The organism is Gordonia otitidis NBRC 100426, assembly GCF_000248075.1.
Taxonomy (GTDB): Bacteria; Actinomycetota; Actinomycetes; order Mycobacteriales; family Mycobacteriaceae; genus Gordonia; species Gordonia otitidis.
In genome coordinates, this window is the sequence record NZ_BAFB01000266.1 from 18,480 (window position 1) to 35,961 (window position 17,482).

Sequence of the window (17,482 nt, forward strand, 5' to 3'; positions counted from 1 at the left end):
TCAATCTTCACGTCGCTCGGCGTGAACAAGTGAATTACATGTGTGTAATTCATCCCCACTGTGAATAACCCCTGTGGACAACTGCGGTCCACAGGGGTTTTCGATGAAAAAGTACGCGTCTCAGCGAGGTCGGCGTCAGACCAATCCCGACACCGAGCTGCCGGCAGCCACACCGAGCCCGATAGCGATGACGAGCAGAACCACGAGGGCGATCCAACCAACGCGCGACGCGTTCTGTTGGGTGCTCGATTCCCGGCTCAGCACAACGCCCGGGAGATAGATGATCGCTGCGGTCGCTGCGGCACCGAAGACGAGTCCGCCGACGTGGGCTGCGAGGGAGATTCCCGGCATGGTCACCGAGAACACCAGATTGATGACGATGATCGTGATGACCCCGGTCGGTGAGACCTTGGCCTTGAGCACCACCACGAGCACTGCGCCCATGAGCCCGTAGATGGCTCCCGACGCTCCCGCGCTGCGGACGTTGGCGGCTTCGAAGAGCATCACCGCGGCGCTTCCACCGAACAATGCGATGAAGTAGACCATCAGGTATCGGCCCAGGCCGAGAGCGGCTTCGAGATCGCGCCCCAGAATGTAGAGCGAGATCATGTTGAGCGCGATGTGAGCGACGGTGAAGTGCAGGAAACCCGCGGTGAGCAGCCGCCAGTACTCACCGTCGGCGACGTAGGCACGGACCAGATCCCCGTGCTGGAACAGCGGAGCGAGGCCGGCGTCGAACGACTTCGCCTGGATCACGCACAATGCGAAGATCACGACGTTGACCGCGATCAGTGCGTACGTACCGATCGGTGATCTGCGAGCGACCGCAGGCGAAGAGATCGTCTGCGCGCCGACAGCCGCCTGCGCCGCGCGCTGTGTGCCGTCACCACGGCGGCACTCGACGCAGTGCTGCCCGACCGCGGCAGGTTCGAGACACTCCGGACACGCCGACCGCCCGCACCTGCTGCAGGAGAGCAGGGTCGGGCGGTCGGGGTGCCGGTAGCAGACCTGGGTGGTGTGCGCCGGTTGCTGCGGTGCGTTCAGTTGATCTCGATCTTCTCGATGACGACCGGCTCGAGCGGTCGATCGGCGCGGTCGGTGGCGGTCGTCGCGATCGCGTCGACGACCTGCTGCGACTTCGGATCGGTGACCTCACCGAAGATCGTGTGGCGACGGTTCAGGTGCGGCGTCGGACCGACGGTGATGAAGAACTGCGAGCCGTTGGTCCCCGGCCCGGCGTTGGCCATCGCGAGGAGGTACGGGCGGTCGAAGGACAGTTCCGGATGGAACTCGTCCTCGAAGCGGTACCCGGGGCCACCGCGGCCGGTACCCGTCGGATCGCCACCCTGGATCATGAATCCCTCGATGACGCGGTGGAACACCGAACCGTCGAAGAACGGTCCCGAGTTGCCCCCGGATGCGTTGGGCTCGGAGTAGTCCTTGCTGCCGTCGGCGAGGCCGGTGAAGTTGGCAACGGTCTTGGGTGCGTGATTTCCGAACAGGTCGACAACGATGTCACCGCGGTTGGTGTGGATGGTCGCGGTCTGCGTTTCAATACTCACGCCCTCCATACAACCACCTCGGCAGCGGCAGGTGTCAGAAGTGGCATCCGCCCGCAGCGAACTGGCACGCTGTGCACATGCAGAAGAAGCAGGTGCTTGCCGTCGCGGGGGGACTCGTGCTGCTCTCGGCCGTGGTGGCCGTCGTTCTCGTCGTGGTGCGGCGTAGCCGTCAGGAGCCGCCGCCCATCTCGGCGACGGTCCCCCGGATCGACGAACTGCCCACGGCGATCAGCGTGGATCCCGACGCCGGATAAGCCGCAGTCGAGTCGCTGTTGTCGACGGTCCGTGCGGTCATAAGACACCGGTGCAGGTAATTTGGACCCGTGAACTCCGACGACACCCGAGCCGACGACGCCGACAGCGAGTCCGGCGCGCATCGAGCGTCAGGGTGGTCTGCTCCCGCGTCGGGCGACGATGCGCAGGCCGCTGACAAGCCGTCGCAGCCGGGATCCGCCCTGCCACCACGGACGGCACCTCCGACAGACACCCCACAGCGTGAATCGGCGGGACGAGACACTGCCGCACGTGAATCGGGGCCTCAGCGTGATGTGGCGCCTGCTTCGCCGGCCCCCTGGGAGCGTGCCACCGGCCCGTCGAGCACAGCTGGATGGAGCGCGACCCCGGACAAAGCAGGTGCCGACACGTCGACGCCTCGCCCCACCAGCGGTGGACCGTCCCGGCCGACACAGGAGGGGCGACCGTCGCAGGGCCCCCGCCCGCCACACGGTGACCAACCCTCGCAAGCCGATCGTCCACTGCCGCCGAATGCGGGGCCTCGACCGGGTTGGCAGGTCGGGCCGCCGTCGCAGCGGCAGCCCTCGCGAGGCCCCCACACCGGCCCCCGACAGCCGGCAGGCAAGGGACAGCCACCGGGTACCGGACGGGCCGCGGGTCCTGCGCAGGCGTACGGCGCAGGACAGCCATCGAACAGGCCGGGCACATCGGGTCCCGGTGGTCCTCCCCGGCGCCCCGGCGCCCCGCTACCCCCGCCGCCGGGCATGAGAGGCCCGAACACCGCCGCTCCGGCAGGGCTCCCGCCGCGCTCGGGTGACCGCACCAGCGCACCAGGCCGGCCTGTCGGCCCGCCTGGGCCACACTCTCCGGTGGGGCGGAACCCGTCGGCAAACACAGACAACCCGACCGAAAAGCGTTCTGAAACAAACGATTACGGCCAGTCTGGACAGAAGTTGTTCGTGCCGCCCAGGCGCCCCGAGCCGTCGAACGATTCCGTCCGTGGTGGGCAGCAAGCTGCACGAGCGGAATCCGCGACCCAGGCATACTCGGCCGTGAAAGAACCGTCGAACCGGCAGACCATCGGTTCTCGTGTCGAAGACCAGGAGGAGCCCGTGGCCCCGCCTCGGACCGCAGGATCGACGTCGTCGCCGACGATGAATCGCACAGCGATCTGGGCTTTCGTGTTGTCGCTGCTGGGTATCACGTCGCCCGTCGGGATCTACCTCGGATACAAGTCGCGCGACGAGATCGAGAAAACTCGACAGTACGGCGCACCGTTCGCGACAGTCGCCATTCGCCTCGGCTGGGCCTGGATCGCGGTCGCGGTGGTCGCGGTGCTGGTGTATCTGTTCATCTTCGTGTTCTGACGGGCTGAACGAGCGTCGAGGGTCTTCCGGTGAGCGGCGACGGCATCCTGCTCACGAGTTTGTGGTCTGATCTGCGCGCAGTCCCATCCGGAGCCGCACATCAGCCGAATACCGTGAGTACTCTCATCCACAGTCGGCTGTGCTCGACGTTTGCCGGCGAACGACCTCCGCAAAGGATCTCCATGCCGAAGTTCGCTCTTCCCCGCGCACGTTCTGACCGACCAACCTCTCGGGACCACGGTGTTCCGACTGCTAGAACCCTGCGTGCCGCACGCCGGGTTGCAGTGCTCGCAGGGTCGTTGTTCGTCGCCGCGGGTGGGGCTCTTGTTGCCGCACCTCAGGCCGCCGCAGCTCCGTGCCCCGACGTCGAGGTGGTGTTCGCGCGCGGGACCGCCGAAACGGCACCCCCGGTCGGACTGACGGGTTTGTCGTTCGCGCAGGCGCTGCGCAGCCAACTACCGGGCAAGACGGTGTCGGTGTACGGAGTCGACTACCCAGCCAGCAACAACTTCAACAATCGCGTTGCCTTCGTACGCAACGTCGTCGACGGCATCACCGCGGCACAGGACCACATCAAGGCCACCGCGGCTCGCTGTCCGAACACCGGGATCGTGCTCGGTGGCTACTCGCAGGGCGCTGCCGTCGCCGCCTACGCGGCGAACAGTGGGATCGCAGTGCCCGCCCGCTACGCCGAGTACGCCTCCCAGGCTCCCAAGCCCATGCCCGAGTCGGTCGAGCCGCGCGTGAAGGCCGTCGTCTTGTTCGCGCCGCCGTCGGATCGCTGGATTCGCGACATCGGCGCACCCGAGATGAATGTCGGGCCGCGGTACCGACCGAAGACCGTCACGTACTGCATCCCCGGTGATGTCGTGTGCGACGGTGCACCCGTCGGCCAACCGAACGCACTACATGTCCTCTATGGCGTGAATGGGATGAACGTCCAGGCTGCGCAGTACGCGGCCGCGCGACTCTAGTCGGTGCGCGTGCGTGACGCGGCCTGCGCGGCCGCGTCACGTGCCAGTTCTCGTCCTGCGACCGACGCGCCACTGGTCAGCAGTGCGCGTTTCCACGGAACCACGCCTTCGATCTCTATCTGAATCGACATCGACAGCACGGTCCGGATGAGCACGATGATCCCCAGGATCACCGCATCCTCTATGGACGGTTTGGAGGTGATCGTCCGGATCAGGTCGGCGGCGACGAGAACCTCGAGACCCAACAGGATCGCGGCACCGAGGGTGTTGCGCAGCGTCGAATACGCGATCTGGCCACCCTCGCCACGCCGTAGCGCACGGACTGCGAGCACCAGCGACATGACGAACCCGACCACCATGGTCAGCGCGCCTATCGCCTCGAACCCCACGGCGACACCGTTGAACACGTCCTCGAAATGCATGCGATGAGAGTACGTGCTGACACCCACTTCCCGGCTCGATGTCGACGACGCTGTCCTCTGCCGTGTGACAGCGGTGACGAACGACGCTGATACACGGCACGGGGCGGTGAAACGACGGCTGCGGATGCGCGGATCCGGTCGAGATCGCGCTCTCGGAGAAGTCCGGGGCGCCAAGCCTGCATTGCGCTCGGCGATCAACGGGGATACTTCTGTAATTGAACTGAACTGGGCATATTTGGAATTGGTCCTGACCAGCGACGGGCACAGACCTCCGGGCGTGATGGCACACGCTGACCCGATCTCTGGCACACCTGGCAGTCGAGGCCTCGTCATATTGATTCAAAGTTATGACTCCATATGCACTAGGTCCAATCCGATCCATACTTATGGATAATTGGCCTTTGGAGTCACGTGCACTGACCACAGGCGGAGAGACCTTCACGACCGAGTTCAAACGCTCCGACATCAACGACCAGGACCTCACCAAGACAGTCCCGTGCCTGGCGAACGGCGAGGGCCGGAGTAGTAGCTTACCGCGGCAGTTTCGCAACATCTACCATCACGGAACTGAATGCACGAAAGAACTCGCATGTACTCAGGACCTGTTCCGGATCCGGGAATGTGGTTGAGGATGTCGGATGGGCAAAGCTGTTCCGGTCGTTCATTATCTTGGACAACTTGCTGATCGCGAGCTTCGAACATTCGCCTTGATCCTTGGCACCCAGATGCGATCGAAGAGCAGCCTGCTGTGCCATCGTGCTCCATATGTCTTCTAGCCCGACCCGCTTGAAAACCTCAACTATCGTTCGTTGTGTCATGTTGGATTCCGTAATCGCGAGTATTTCGGACTTCACATTCAGAGGATCATACCGATCTCCCACCAGATTATCCGCGAGCGCCTTCAGGAAGGAATGCGCCTCCATGTCTGAATAGCGATATCGACCTGGATTCCCAGCGACGGAAATTGTAAGCTGATAGAGTTCTGCACGCATTTTGTCTGGCAAGTCGGCGTAACTTGAGAATTCCGAACTACGCTCGTCTGCGATTGCCTGCACAATGTCGCGCACGAAGTACTCAAATCTGCCGCATAGGTACTGGTGCAGCGAAGCGGCAACAATGGGGAGATCCTGGCGAGCGCCTGTCGCTTTCTCCGCAAGGTCGTGCGCTTCGGCCCAGTCAGACTCGCCCAGCTCCGCGTTTTCTCTCCCCGTGACACTTGCGGCAAAGTTTCGTAACGACGGAAGAAGTTCCAACAGACGCACGGTTCTATCTATGTCGCCCATAAAATCCCTGCGTTTGGAGTCAAGAAGACTTCCCACGGGTTTACCCCTCCGGATTTAGGATTCTTGCGGCGAGAATTACGCGCTCCCTTACTGCCTCGATTGTATTTCCGCGGCCAACTAGAGTCGCGTAGTCTTCTGGATCATTTAGTGACTCAGTCAGTGCGTTGAGTATCTGCTCTTGATTATTTTCAATCGAGTAATCGCTATTAAAGCTAAGCGCGATCATTAGCGCATCATACAGCGGTCGGCTGAGCCTTCTGCTCGGCAATCGGAACGTCGATTCACCGAATACACTGTTCAGCCGCGCCAGGGAGTCGCTGAAAATCTCCGCAAGCGATTCTGAATCGGCTGTTCCTAGGGTCGCATTCGTACTCATGTAGTTGTCAAGAATACTTCTTAACGATCCGCGCTTTCCTTTGTCGATCGCATCCCGCAAGGCCAAGACACGGAGGACCAATTCTGCATCGGCCAGTTTCGAGTACAAGGCGTTAGCGAGAAGTTCTTCCGAAAGCTCGGCCTCTTCGTTCTCAGTACGCGGCGGAATTTCCCATACTTTGGTAAATACATCCGATCGGGCCAGTGTTATCAATAAGTCATTTAACGCCCCCGGGTACAGCGCGTTCCTGAGTTCTTGCGGGTTAAGGCGAATTCCACCCGTATTCAGACGATCAAATAGCACCCGCCGTACGTCAAGTCCGTCAGCACTCGAGAGTTTCGTTTCAGCAAGTAGGACCACGGCAGGCAGACTTCGGCGAAGCAAACCTCGCTGTAGGACCTGCGGAAGATCCAGAAATCTCTTTCGATTAAGTTCGGGCCAGTATTCAAGGCCAGTTAGAGCGAAGTCGTTTCTTAGAAAGGTACTTATCGCATCCAATCTTTGCTGACCATCAATCACTTCATACGCATTGTAGTCCTGCTCGTACAAATAGATCGGTGGCACTGGGATATTCAGCAAGAATGATTCGATAAGAAGCGACTTCTTCTTCCTCGTCCATCTCAACCTACGCTGATAGGCGGGAGAGATGTTGATGAGCTCCCGATCAGGGTCTAGCGCGTGACGAAAATAGTCAAGTTGATAATCTTTCGTTTCTCGGACCACCCGCAGCTGACTCTTGCATACTTTTCAGCTGGATCAAGTTCGTCTTTCTCGGCGTCGGAATCCTGTGTTATCGAGTCTTCGTTAAACCATTCCTCGATCTCAAGATCGTCGATCGATGCCTCGCTACCATCTGAAGTCATTAGATTCCTCTCACAGTTCCAAATCGATATGCGTCTTGAATTGATTCTAGGGCTTACGTCTTGGTATTTGTGAGGTGTCGGCCAATGTATCCAATGTAGACTTTTCCCGATTGATTTGTGTCGTCGAAATAGTGCATCCTTGGAGCGAACTTGTCGCGCCAGGTTGGCTTGAAATGCGCATCCATGAGAACCAGTCCGGACGGGTCGACCTTCTTTGGGACGGGGAGCATCCGTTCGTCTCTCCAAGACTTTCGATTGAGTACGGAGTCGCTTTCAGTCGATGCATGCCGCTCCGGCGAACATTTGTGTCCAGCAATGTGGTCAGATTGCAGATACATGTGGACTCCGCAGCTAATTGATCCGTCAGCCTTTCCGTTCGCATAGTCATAGAGAACGTGCACGTAGTCCCAGAAAGCATGAGCGTATCTGGGCGTCTTCTCGTGCACATCCACTTCAAGTGCGATGTCTTCGTCACCGGTGAATTCGACAAACTTCAATGCTCTGTGTGCATCGTCACCTTTGGTGATCATGGAGATGAGACCCAAGACGTCGTCCGGCGGGGTCCACAGATCTTCAATGGGCGCGACGTACGCATCTTCCGCGCGTCCGGCATCAACAAGTCGTTGACGAAGCTGTGCCGCTTCTCGTGTCAGCTCCCGAATACGATCGTCTGAGATGGTGAGATCGAGCGACACATCCTCGAGTCGCGTACGCATATCGCGCAGACTCTGTTCGTTCGATTCAAGAGTCTGGGTTGCTTCGTCGACCTGTTCCTCTACGACAGCTAGCTCGGTTGTTCTACGTTCTAGCAAGTCATCAAGCGCTGTGATCACATCGACGCTGGTCGGCTCAAAGCCTTTACCTAACCAGCGCTGGGCCACTCTAGCAATCCCATCGAACACCGCACGAACGTTCTGTCCAATGGTTACTGCAGCCTCGTCGAGGGCAACTGGAACAGTGTCAGCCAAGTTTGACCCGCGCTTGGGCTGTCCTACTCGGCGATCCACCTCCCAAGTCCGCATCGCGGATACCTCCGCTCGGTGAAGGATCTCCAAACCCCTGCGGATGTCACCCGGGAGGTCTCGCTCAAGCAACCTCAACCTGGTTGATCTCGCGTGGGTCTTGGCCAACGGCCGAGCCACCCTGGTCGCGGAGACGGAGCGCGCCAACGCACCTGGGAAAAGTATGCGGTGGCGTAAACCGTCTTCCGGTGACGAAATATCCACCGCGGGAACGTAGGTCCGAACAGAGCCCAAGGCTACGCGATGCGATGGGGGCAGCTGCTCGTTCAACTCGGCGCACGCTGCATCATCGATTACGTAGGTTGCCGCGATTCCCACACTCTGCTTCGTCAGGCTTTCGATAACCTTCCGCCACGAATCCTCGTGCTCTCTCCACGCCGAAGGTGCCACAACTACCGACACTGTGCGCTGTGGATCTTTGATCGCCTCGACTACGCGGTGAACATCGTCCACTCGAATGAGTTCTGGCGAACCTGTCAGCGTGACAGTTGCGTCTTTCGCCTCATGCGCGTCTAGAAGTCGTCGGATCAACCGCGGCGGGTCGACCTTGTCAATCGGGTCCCCGCCATCTGGCGCCTCGACTCCGGCCTCCACAACGAGCGATTCTTGATAATCCCGGGAGTGAGGATTGCTAAACGCGTATACCGAGACTGTCCAAAGCCCGCCTGGATTTCTCTCAACAAATCGGTACATCCGCCGATTGCTGTCGTCTGGCGCTTCGGGTGCGGCGATGACGTCGAGTTGCGCGTCAGGTCCCATCTGGTGACGCCCCACCCCATCCCAATCAGCTGAAGTCAGTGTTCCGCGTTGCTTCTTCTCCAAAAGCCAACCGTGTAGTTCGCGCTCGGCTACGGAGATCGCACTATCGGATCGCTCAAGCCGCAGGATTGCGCGGTACCCCGTTCCCATTGCTCTCCAAACTGTCGGCTCGCTTCGAGCTTCTGTTTACCGTGCACATCAGATATGGATAGTAGGTGGCTGCGTCGAGAGTGCATGCAGCTTTACAACGGCGCGTCGCCGTTGGTTCGCAGGCGGATTGGTGGCCTCGCCTCGGCGTGTTGTTCACGCCGACTCCGCATCTGCCGATGAAGTGATGCGCTCAATCGCCTCGATCAGTCGGGACACCTGGTCCATCTCAAACACCTGAGTTGGACCTTGGGGGGCGTTGTCAATGAAGGGCGGGTCGAAGATCTGCGATGAATCCATCGCACCGTTCCGGGTGAGGAAGTCGGTGACGAGTCCGATGAAGTGAATCTGGTCAGCAGTCGCATTCACATCGCTGATGAACTCCGCAAACGCCTCGTTGACCGACTGCCGATCCAGTCCTACGAGCGATCTGATGAAGCGGCCGAGGCCGTGGGCGTCGTCGATCGCTTGTTGAAGTTCCCCCGGCGAACCAGCACCGCTTCGGGCGAGAAGCTCCTGGAGCGAGTCGATGTCGGCCTGGGTCAATGGCTTCCCAGTCCTTAGCTTCTGCAGCGCGAGGTTATCCGGTTGCCGGCGCAGGTAGTCGCGCATCTTGGCGTTGAAGCGCTCCTTGTCTGTGCTGGTCGCCATGTGCGGCATGTCGACCTCAGTGACCTCACCCGTGAAGGCGTCTTGCAGATCGGTGTATACGATCGGCTGCTTCGTCTTCTCGAGGAGCCCAACCAAAGAGCGCAGCTCCTTCCGCGCGTCCTCTAGCATCTCCGGGGTGACGTCCTCCCACCACGCCTCAGAGGCGACCTCGCGCAGGAGTTCTTCCTTGGCCTTGATCTTTGGGATGGTGAGTTGCTCGAGGAGGCCATCGGCGATGGTGCGGACTTTGTCTTCTTGACGTTCGAGGGTGGTGTCGTCGGCTTCGATGACGGCGAGTTGTCCACGCAGGACGATGAGGTCGAAGCGTTTGGCCATTTCGTCGGTGTCGCGGATGGTGGTGGGGAGGTCGGCAAGGTTGTCCACGATGTCGCGGACCTTCTGCTCGGTCAGCGACTCCCACTTGCCGCGGTTGCGGTAGACCTCGACTTGCTTGCGGCGCGGTCGGACGAGGAAGTTGTCGAGGTTCATGCCCGCGACCTGGGTGTGCAGGACGTCGGTGATTTCTTCGCGCAGTTCCGCGTTCGTGTGGGAGCGGTCGAGTGCCCACACGACGTCGGTGCGGGCGGTAAACAAGCGCTCCGACAGTGAGGCAGGCAGTCGGGCTTCGGCGGGAGCCGGGTGGGCATTGAAAAACTCGACGTTGCCGCAGAGGTCGAAAATGAAAAAGTCGGTCTTGTCCTGACCTGGTCCGTACAGATCGGGGCGCAAGCGCGTGCCGCGACCAACCATCTGCCAAAACTTGGTCTTAGACCGCACGGGTTTAAAGAACACCAGGTTGACGACGTCGGGGACGTCGATGCCGGTGTCGAGCATGTCGACGGAGATCGCGATGTGCGGGCTCGTATCCGGTTGGGAGAACTTGTCTATGAGGTCTTGGCCGTGGGACACGGCGTGGGTGATGACGGCGGCAAACTGGCCGTTGTATTGCGGGTAGTTGCGGTCGAAGCGCTGTGCGATGAAGTCGGCGTGTTTCTGGTTCTTGGCGAAGATGATCGTCTTGCCGAGGCGGTCGCCGCCGGCGACGCGGTGGCCGCGGGTCATGAGGACTTCGAGAGCTTTGTCAACGGTATCGGTGTTGAACAGCCATTTGTTGACCGCTTCGGAGGACACTTCGTCGGGGTACTCGTCCGGGTCGACGTCTTCGCCCCAGTCCTCGCCTTCCCAGCGCTTCTTCTCCTCGTCGGACAGGTCGTCGTACTTGATGCCCGTTCGCGCGAAGGCCAATGGCACCGTGACGGCCCGTGGTGGTACGAGGTAGCCGTCTTTGATGGCTTCGTCGAGGCTGTAGTCGTCTGTGGGGACACCGGTTTCGAGGTTGAACAGTTGGTAGGTGTTGTAGTCGACCTCGCCTTTGGGGGTGGCGGTCAGCCCGAGGAGGTAGGAATCGAAGTATTCAAAGATCCGACGGTACTTTTGGTATACCGAGCGGTGGGCTTCGTCGATGACGACGAGATCGAAGTGGCCGGGGCCGAAGCGGCGCCGGCCGTTGTCGAGATCGTTGATCAGCCCCATCATCGTCGGATAGGTCGACACGTAGACGCGGCCGTCGGTGTTCTTCTCGGTCAGCAGGTTGACCGGTGATGTATCCGGCAGGAATGTCTTGTAGGCGTTGATCGCCTGCTTGACCAGCGCTTTGCGGTCGGCGAGGAACAGGATGCGTTTGGCCCAATTCGCTCGCATCAGCATGTCCGACAGCGCGATCACCGTGCGTGTCTTACCGGATCCGGTGGCCATCACCAGCAGCGCGGCACGTTGACGGTCGATCTCGAAGCCTTCGGTGACGTTGCGGATCGCCCTCGTCTGGTAGGGGCGTTCCACGATCGTTGTGTTGATGTCGACGTCGGCGAGCTTCTTGCGGGTGGTACGGCGCTGGATCTCCAGGGCGAGCTCGTCGCGGGTGTAGAAGCCCTCGACTTCCCGTGGTGGATAGTTCTCGTCGTCCCACAGCCAGGTATCGAAACCGTTGGTGTAGAAGATGAGCGGGCGCTGGCCGTGCATCTGCTGGAGGCAGTCGGCATAGAGCTTGGCCTGGTGTTGTCCGACGGTCGCGTCCTTCGAGGTGCGTTTGGCTTCCACCACCGCCAGGGGCCGTCCGTCGGTGCCCCACAGTACATAGTCGACGAAACCGTTCTTGCCATCGGGCATCCCAGTCACCGGGTACTCCCGCACCCGCGGGGCGTCGACATCCCACCCGGCTTCCCGCAGCAGCAGGTCGATGATGTCGGTACGGGTGCGGGCTTCGTCGTAGTCGTGGGTGTCGGCATGCTTGGCTGCCGCAGCGTGTGCGGCGGCGACCTGGGCACGCAGCTGGGCGACCAGCTCCTCAAGGCTGACGTGGGCGGCGTCCGCCGCTTTAAGTTGCTCGTCGCGCGCCAGCAGCTGCTCAATGAGGTCAGCGCGCACATTGGCGGCTTCTTCGAGTTCGGCATCCTTGGCCTCGAGCTCGGCACCGAGCTTCTGCAGCTGGGCCATCGTTTTGGCGACGGCAGCTCCGCCGCCCGGCTTCGGGAGCGCGGCGCGGTCGAGCTTCTGCCCTGGTGTCGGCTTAGATTCTGGCTGGGTGGCATAGGTGCGGGCCAGCCACGACAGAACGTGGAACAGTTCTTCAAGCAGGCGGATGCCGGATTCCTGCCCGATCGGGCGGTCGTCGTGGACGGCGTGGTTGCCGGCCCGCCGAATCAGGTCCAGTTTCGTCTGCACCGGGCCTGGCACGAGCGCCTGGAACGCCGCGTCGTGGATGCGGGCCGACAGATCATCCTTGTACGGCTTGTCCAGGCCATTGACGGTGTAGAGCCACTTGACCGCCGCCTCAATCGTCCGCCGGGCGTAGAAGCAGGTGGAACGGCTGTCGAACAGCGCATCACGTTCGGCGTTCTTCGCCGAAGCATAAACCTGCGGCCACTCAGCCTGTAGGAAACCGAAATTGCGGGCCACCGTGCCTCCTCCCTAACCACGTCCGATTTTGGCACACGACGTGTACCGATTTGCGCAAATAGGTCAGACTACATCGCTCCTCTGACAGCTTGACCGAGCCAACTTGGCAAGAATGTGACGGTCCCGCCGGTCACATCTGACCCGCTCAATCACCACCCGCCGGAGAGCCGACATCACTTGGAACTCGAGACGAGCACAACGCGCTCAGTGACGAACGCAAGCGATAGCAGTGTTGGTGAGACCTCAGCGGCCAGCATAAAAATCCTTATCCGACAAAACGCTCGGTACCCACTGCAGCGACGTCACAATTCACCGCGGAAGGCGCGGGATTGAACGGAACGGAACAGCGCTTCACATGTGTCCAGTAGCGAGGCCCCGTTTGTCGCGAGACTCCGAATTCTACCAACCCTCCTCCCGAATTCCCTTTGTTCTGCAAGATCAGGTATGCCGATGGCGAGCGGCGCAAGATCCCTCTTGTTGAGCTGGGGTACTGAACTACCGGACTGAATAGAGGCGAGATCGAGAAACTGAAACCATCCGAATAGAAAATCAGAAATCAGGAACTCGTCAATTGGCGCTATTCCCATCAGATTCGGGTCCAACACAGCCGAACGAACTGTTAAGCGCTTCTTATTGGTGCCGATCGCTCCACCTCGTTTCGGTATCACCACGGACCCAGTTGGGCAGGTAGCAGCTCTCGCTCCCCCCTTTGCACTCCACAACACCGAACTCTTGAGAAAGGTCTCGTTTCCTGACAAATTCAGATCGGATACCTTCAGGAGCTGATACCCACCTGACTGGCCAGCGAAGGTCTCGCCGTCGGGGAGCGTGCCTCCCGCGTAGAATTCGGCTACGTCGCCAAGCAGCGTGTTTGACTCCGACTTGCGTGGGTCACCGAACATCTGAACAAAGACTGCCCGCGACAGTGTGTCCAAGAGTCCGAGACTTTGCTTCCGCTTGGCGCGGAGGGTGTCGGCGTGGTCGAGGATGGCTGCGATGCGGCGTTGTTCGGGGAGGGGAGGGAGAGGGATCGTCCACGCCTTTAGCTTTGTCTGACTGATATTGGACTGTGTTCCACCGTTTCCCGCAGCAAGCAGCTGCTCCCGCTGTCCGCGCAAATAGTGAAACAGGAACCGTAGATCAAGATGCTCTCCGGGATAGGCGAAGGCGATCGCCTGGTTGGTAGCGAGCGGAATGGTCGGAATACCAAGCTTTCCTATCGAGCCATACATCGCAATCAGGACGGCTCCCGGCTGTACGAGTTTTGCCGAACTCTGGGACAGACCTGCTTCCGTAATGCTCTCGGCCGTGTAAGTCACCTCACCATCGGTCAGATCCCCGATTGTCGCCCAAGGAATCTCGCCACCGTAAAAGTCGCGATTTCCTCTGCTCGGGGTACCTCCACTGCCCCATTCCGCTACCTCACCCAAAGTGACCGTGGGCCAGCTCATTCGGTCCCACCTGCCAGCATCTGGCGTAGTTCGGCGAGGCCGGTTTGGATGTCGGTTTCGAGTTTGTCGAGTTCGTCGAGGATCTCTTCGGGTGCTCGGTGTTCGACTTCGTCGTGGATGACTTCTTTGTACCGGTTGAGGCTGAGGTCGTAGCCCTGATCTTCGATCGCGTTCCGCGGAACGCAGAAGGACTGCTCCGTGCGCTCGCGTTTGAGCTCTGTGCCGTCGCGTTCGGCCCAGCGGGCGAGGACGTCGGGCAGGTTGTTCTTGGCGTGCTGGTCGTCCGCGAGTTCGGCCAGCGGCCCGAGCTTGTCACCATCGATCAACGCGGTTCGCTTGTCGTCGAGCGAGTATCCATCGGCCTGGACGTCGTAGAACCAGACCTGGTCGGTGCCGCCTGAGTTGGTTTTTGTGAAGAAGAGAATCGCTGTCGACACTCCCGCGTATGGCTTGAAGACTCCGGATGGGAGCTTCACAACGGCGTCGAGTTTGTGGTCGTCGACGAGCATCTTGCGCAGGGTCTTGTGCGCCTTGGACGAGCCGAACAGGACGCCGTCGGGCACGATCACCGCTGCGCGGCCGCCGGGCTTCAACAAACGCAGGAACAGGGCGAGGAACAGAAGTTCGGTCTTCTTCGTCTTGACGATCTGCTGGAGGTCTTTGGCGGTGTTCTCGTAATCCAGGCTGCCGGCGAAGGGCGGGTTGGCGAGTACCAGGGAGTAGGCGCCGGCGTCGCCGGTGTTGGCTTCGGCGAGGGAGTCTCGGTAGCGGATGTCGGGTTGTTCGACGCCGTGCAGCAGCATGTTCATCGAGCCGATGCGCAGCATGGTGTTGTCGAAGTCGAATCCGTGGAACATGTCGTGGTGGAAGTGCGTGGCGCCTGTGCCGGAGTTGATGTCGGCGGCGTGGTGGTCGCGCATGTACTCGGTGGCCGCGACCAGGAAGCCGCACGTGCCCGAGGCCGGGTCGACGATGGTGTCGCCGGGTTCGGGGGCCATCATCTCGACCATCAGCTTGATGATGTGGCGGGGTGTACGGAACTGGCCGTTCTGTCCGGAGCTGGCGATCTTGGCGAGCATGTACTCGTAGACGTCGCCTTTGGTGTCGAGGTCGCGCATCTCGATCTTGTCCAGGAGGTCGACGACCTTGGTGAGCATGCCCGGATTGGGGATCGATAGGCGGGCGTCCTTCATGAAGTGGGCGTAGGTGGAGTCCTCGTCACGCATGGTGCGGATGAACGGGAACACATCCTCGTCCACGGTGCGGAACATGTCCTCGGGGGCGTAGTTCTTGAACTCCGACCAGGACAGCTCGGTCCGCTCGACCGGGAATGGATTGCCGGTGACCGACTTCTTGGTGAGATTGGCGCGATTGAGGGCGAGTTGTTGCTCGTCGTCCAGTCGGCGGATGAACAGCAGGTAGGTGATCTGCTCCATCACCTCCAACGGGTTGGATATGCCGCCCGACCAGAATGCGTCCCAGACGGCGTCGACCTTGCTCTTCTGTTCTCCCGTGATCACTCTCGCGCACTCCCAACAGTCGTGGTGAACCCGAACAGAACTGTATAGCGCGCCTCTCAGACAATTCGCGGACGACCTTGGTGCGACACGCCCAACGGCAAAGGCAACCTTTGACTTGCGATGTGCGACCTGAGGACGTGAGTCGCCGTCCGCCGTTTGCGCTAAATGCTCCACACAAGCGAGCCAGCAAGTAGCTGCACAGCCCCTACCTGCACTTTCGGCTGCCCTTGATGCGCATACCGCGCACTGTGCGCACTACGCGTGGTGTGCGCACTACGCGCGCGATGCAGCCATGACGAGGCCAGAATGCGTCCCTACCAATGCCTCGGAGTGTGGTGGCATTAATCCCGGAAGTCCCCGGAACTACCCGGTAGGAGGCACTGATGAAGGACGCCGATGTTCCGGCCGCACACTTCGGTTCGCCGCGTATCAACAAGCCCGGCGACGTAACGCGCGTCGAGCTGCGTCTGCCGACTCCACTTGCTGCCCGCCTTTATCGGATGGCCCAGGCGAATGGACAGTCGGTATCGCGTGCCGGCGCCGACGCATTAGAACGCGGGCTGGAAGAGGTCGATGACGTAGAGGCATAAACCTAAGTCACAGAAACGACATCAGACGCCGATCTGCTGACCAGCGCCTGACATCTCACAGCGGTTGGCGCCGCTGCTTCATCAAACCCCTCCACGGAGTCCCATTGATGCTACCTGCTGTCTTTCCGCACGCCCCCACTCGCAACATATGCGTGTCGATCTCGACACGTTCCGTCCTGGTGGTGACCAAGCCATGAGGAATCTGCCGATCGACGTCGCGATCGACGGCTACGTGCCTCGACAGATACAGGAAACGACATGGCGCGTAATCGAAGACGAAGTGCGTCAAATCGTCCGCGACTCTCAGCCCGCGACAGGAACGTCCGCCGATCATCACATGCTGGCAGTCACCCATTTCCTCGCCTGGGCGGTCGATCAGCAGCGCTCCCGTGAGCGCGAGCGGCTCTTCGTACCCGAGGTCGTCGAACACTATGTGGCCACGGCGTGTGAACATCTCTCACCCGTCAGTCGCGGAACGCGTCGTTCGGTCCTCCGGACGGTCGGACGGCGCGTCACTCGGAGAGCTCGCTGGGACTCACCCGCACCGGTGTATCCAACCTCCAAGAGCCGGCCGCCTTACACAGACGAACAGTGCCGGTGGCTGGTCAAATGCGTTGACTCCCAATCCAGCCCCTCTCGACGCCGCGTACTTCAATCACTTCTCGGCCTGGGTCTCGGGGCCGGGCTGACACCCGATGAGGTCGCCTCTCTCACAACAAACAGCCTCATCAACGCATCGCCCGGCAGGATGAGGATTATCCTGCCAGGTCGGATTGTTCCCGTCCGATCGCGCTACGCACCTCTTCTTGAGGGTCTCATCGATACTTTGGCCCCTGGTGCAGTACTCGTTCGTGACAAGCCACTGCCGCGGGTGGAGACGATCTCCAACCTGCTCGCTCGTTGTGATCTTCCAGAGGGCCTTCGACCGCTGACCATGTCTCGACTTCGCCAAACCTGGGCTCTTGACGCATTAGCCTCATCTGCACCGCTGCCATCGGTGATGGCCGCGTACGGGTGCAGATCGCTCACATTCACCGATGCGGTGTTCGCTCGACTTACCGAGATGGCTGCGTCTGCAGACATCATTTCGGACGCACGGCTCTACGACTTCTGACTCATGGGTAAGATCCCGCGCTATAGAACGAAGGACCTCGGCGACGGCCCAGGCTGTAGCACAAAGGTTTTCGAGATCGCATTCGACAGTGCGCTCCGCGCGCCCGCGCGCCATCACCTTCATGCGATCATGGTGGAAGACAACAACGGTCGGCCCCGGGAGTTCACGCCTTTCCAGTTCTTCACACGGGGG

The 17,482-nt window shown here is 60.6% G+C and carries 15 protein-coding genes; 5 read left to right on the forward strand and 10 right to left on the reverse strand.

What is annotated here, in order from left to right; genetic code table 11:
- Positions 1–135: 135 nt before the first annotated feature.
- Together GOOTI_RS24430 and GOOTI_RS24435 are read right to left on the reverse strand one after the other, a co-directional pair.
- Complete coding sequence (locus tag GOOTI_RS24430; RefSeq protein WP_007241280.1) at positions 136–774, reverse strand: rhomboid family intramembrane serine protease; 639 nt, start codon at positions 772–774, stop codon at positions 136–138.
- A gap of 266 nt (positions 775–1,040) precedes the next feature.
- On the reverse strand, positions 1,041–1,571 hold the full coding sequence (locus tag GOOTI_RS24435) for a peptidylprolyl isomerase (protein ID WP_007241281.1): 531 nt from the start codon (positions 1,569–1,571) through the stop codon (positions 1,041–1,043).
- 68 nt (positions 1,572–1,639) lie between these two features.
- Between GOOTI_RS24435 and GOOTI_RS24440 the strand changes: the two genes are divergently transcribed.
- From GOOTI_RS24440 to GOOTI_RS24450, 3 genes are all read left to right on the forward strand, one after another.
- Complete coding sequence (locus GOOTI_RS24440) at positions 1,640–1,816, forward strand: hypothetical protein (RefSeq protein ID WP_169315859.1); 177 nt, start codon at positions 1,640–1,642, stop codon at positions 1,814–1,816.
- Between the two features lie 1,092 nt (positions 1,817–2,908).
- Positions 2,909–3,163, forward strand: a complete 255-nt coding sequence (locus GOOTI_RS27000) for a DUF4190 domain-containing protein (RefSeq protein WP_007241283.1) — start codon at positions 2,909–2,911, stop codon at positions 3,161–3,163.
- Positions 3,164–3,345: 182 nt separating this feature from the next.
- Positions 3,346–4,137: a cutinase family protein gene (locus tag GOOTI_RS24450; RefSeq protein WP_083836008.1), complete on the forward strand. Its 792-nt coding sequence runs from the start codon at positions 3,346–3,348 to the stop codon at positions 4,135–4,137.
- Here GOOTI_RS24450 and GOOTI_RS24455 read toward each other — a convergent pair.
- The 7 genes from GOOTI_RS24455 to GOOTI_RS24485 all read right to left on the reverse strand — a co-directional run bounded on the left by GOOTI_RS24455 (position 4,134) and on the right by GOOTI_RS24485 (position 15,586).
- Complete coding sequence (locus GOOTI_RS24455) at positions 4,134–4,559, reverse strand: DUF1622 domain-containing protein (RefSeq protein WP_007241285.1); 426 nt, start codon at positions 4,557–4,559, stop codon at positions 4,134–4,136. The two genes, GOOTI_RS24450 and GOOTI_RS24455, sit on opposite strands and share 4 nt — an antisense overlap.
- A 530-nt stretch (positions 4,560–5,089) precedes the next feature.
- Positions 5,090–5,878: a HEPN domain-containing protein gene (locus GOOTI_RS26355; protein WP_169315860.1), complete on the reverse strand. Its 789-nt coding sequence runs from the start codon at positions 5,876–5,878 to the stop codon at positions 5,090–5,092.
- Between the two features lie 4 nt (positions 5,879–5,882).
- Positions 5,883–6,941 (reverse strand): DUF262 domain-containing protein, encoded by a 1,059-nt coding sequence (locus tag GOOTI_RS24465; protein WP_007241288.1) that lies wholly within the window; start codon positions 6,939–6,941, stop codon positions 5,883–5,885.
- A gap of 193 nt (positions 6,942–7,134) precedes the next feature.
- Complete coding sequence (locus GOOTI_RS24470; RefSeq protein ID WP_138985386.1) at positions 7,135–8,862, reverse strand: hypothetical protein; 1,728 nt, start codon at positions 8,860–8,862, stop codon at positions 7,135–7,137.
- Positions 8,863–9,165: 303 nt separating this feature from the next.
- Entirely contained in the window at positions 9,166–12,615 is a 3,450-nt protein-coding gene (locus GOOTI_RS24475) for a DEAD/DEAH box helicase family protein (protein WP_007241290.1), read from the reverse strand.
- Positions 12,616–12,917: 302 nt separating this feature from the next.
- Positions 12,918–14,066 (reverse strand): restriction endonuclease subunit S, encoded by a 1,149-nt coding sequence (locus GOOTI_RS24875; protein WP_007241291.1) that lies wholly within the window; start codon positions 14,064–14,066, stop codon positions 12,918–12,920.
- Entirely contained in the window at positions 14,063–15,586 is a 1,524-nt protein-coding gene (locus tag GOOTI_RS24485) for a type I restriction-modification system subunit M (RefSeq protein ID WP_007241292.1), read from the reverse strand. Before GOOTI_RS24485 ends, GOOTI_RS24875 begins: the two co-directional genes overlap by 4 nt.
- Positions 15,587–15,969: 383 nt before the next feature.
- On the opposite strand from GOOTI_RS24485, the gene GOOTI_RS25490 reads away from it, so the two are divergent.
- Positions 15,970–16,176: a hypothetical protein gene (locus GOOTI_RS25490; protein ID WP_007241293.1), complete on the forward strand. Its 207-nt coding sequence runs from the start codon at positions 15,970–15,972 to the stop codon at positions 16,174–16,176.
- A gap of 55 nt (positions 16,177–16,231) precedes the next feature.
- Here the strand turns inward: GOOTI_RS25490 and GOOTI_RS26360 are convergent, their stop codons facing one another.
- Positions 16,232–16,606, reverse strand: a complete 375-nt coding sequence (locus GOOTI_RS26360) for a hypothetical protein (protein WP_169315861.1) — start codon at positions 16,604–16,606, stop codon at positions 16,232–16,234.
- A gap of 687 nt (positions 16,607–17,293) precedes the next feature.
- On the opposite strand from GOOTI_RS26360, the gene GOOTI_RS26565 reads away from it, so the two are divergent.
- On the forward strand, positions 17,294–17,482 hold a 189-nt coding region (locus GOOTI_RS26565; RefSeq protein ID WP_007241294.1), incomplete at its 3' end, for a hypothetical protein.

Bases quoted from the DNA above. Each gene is read 5' to 3' on its own strand.
- GOOTI_RS25490 (WP_007241293.1), top strand. From the start codon at position 15,970: ATGAAGGACGCCGATGTTCCGGCCGCACACTTCGGTTCGCCGCGTATC.
- GOOTI_RS24450 (WP_083836008.1), top strand. From the start codon at position 3,346: ATGCCGAAGTTCGCTCTTCCCCGCGCACGTTCTGACCGACCAACCTCT.
- GOOTI_RS24470 (WP_138985386.1), bottom strand. From the start codon at position 8,862: ATGGGACCTGACGCGCAACTCGACGTCATCGCCGCACCCGAAGCGCCA.
- GOOTI_RS24455 (WP_007241285.1), bottom strand. From the start codon at position 4,559: ATGCATTTCGAGGACGTGTTCAACGGTGTCGCCGTGGGGTTCGAGGCG.
- GOOTI_RS24875 (WP_007241291.1), bottom strand. From the start codon at position 14,066: ATGAGCTGGCCCACGGTCACTTTGGGTGAGGTAGCGGAATGGGGCAGT.
- GOOTI_RS24435 (WP_007241281.1), bottom strand. From the start codon at position 1,571: ATGGAGGGCGTGAGTATTGAAACGCAGACCGCGACCATCCACACCAAC.
- GOOTI_RS24440 (WP_169315859.1), top strand. From the start codon at position 1,640: ATGCAGAAGAAGCAGGTGCTTGCCGTCGCGGGGGGACTCGTGCTGCTC.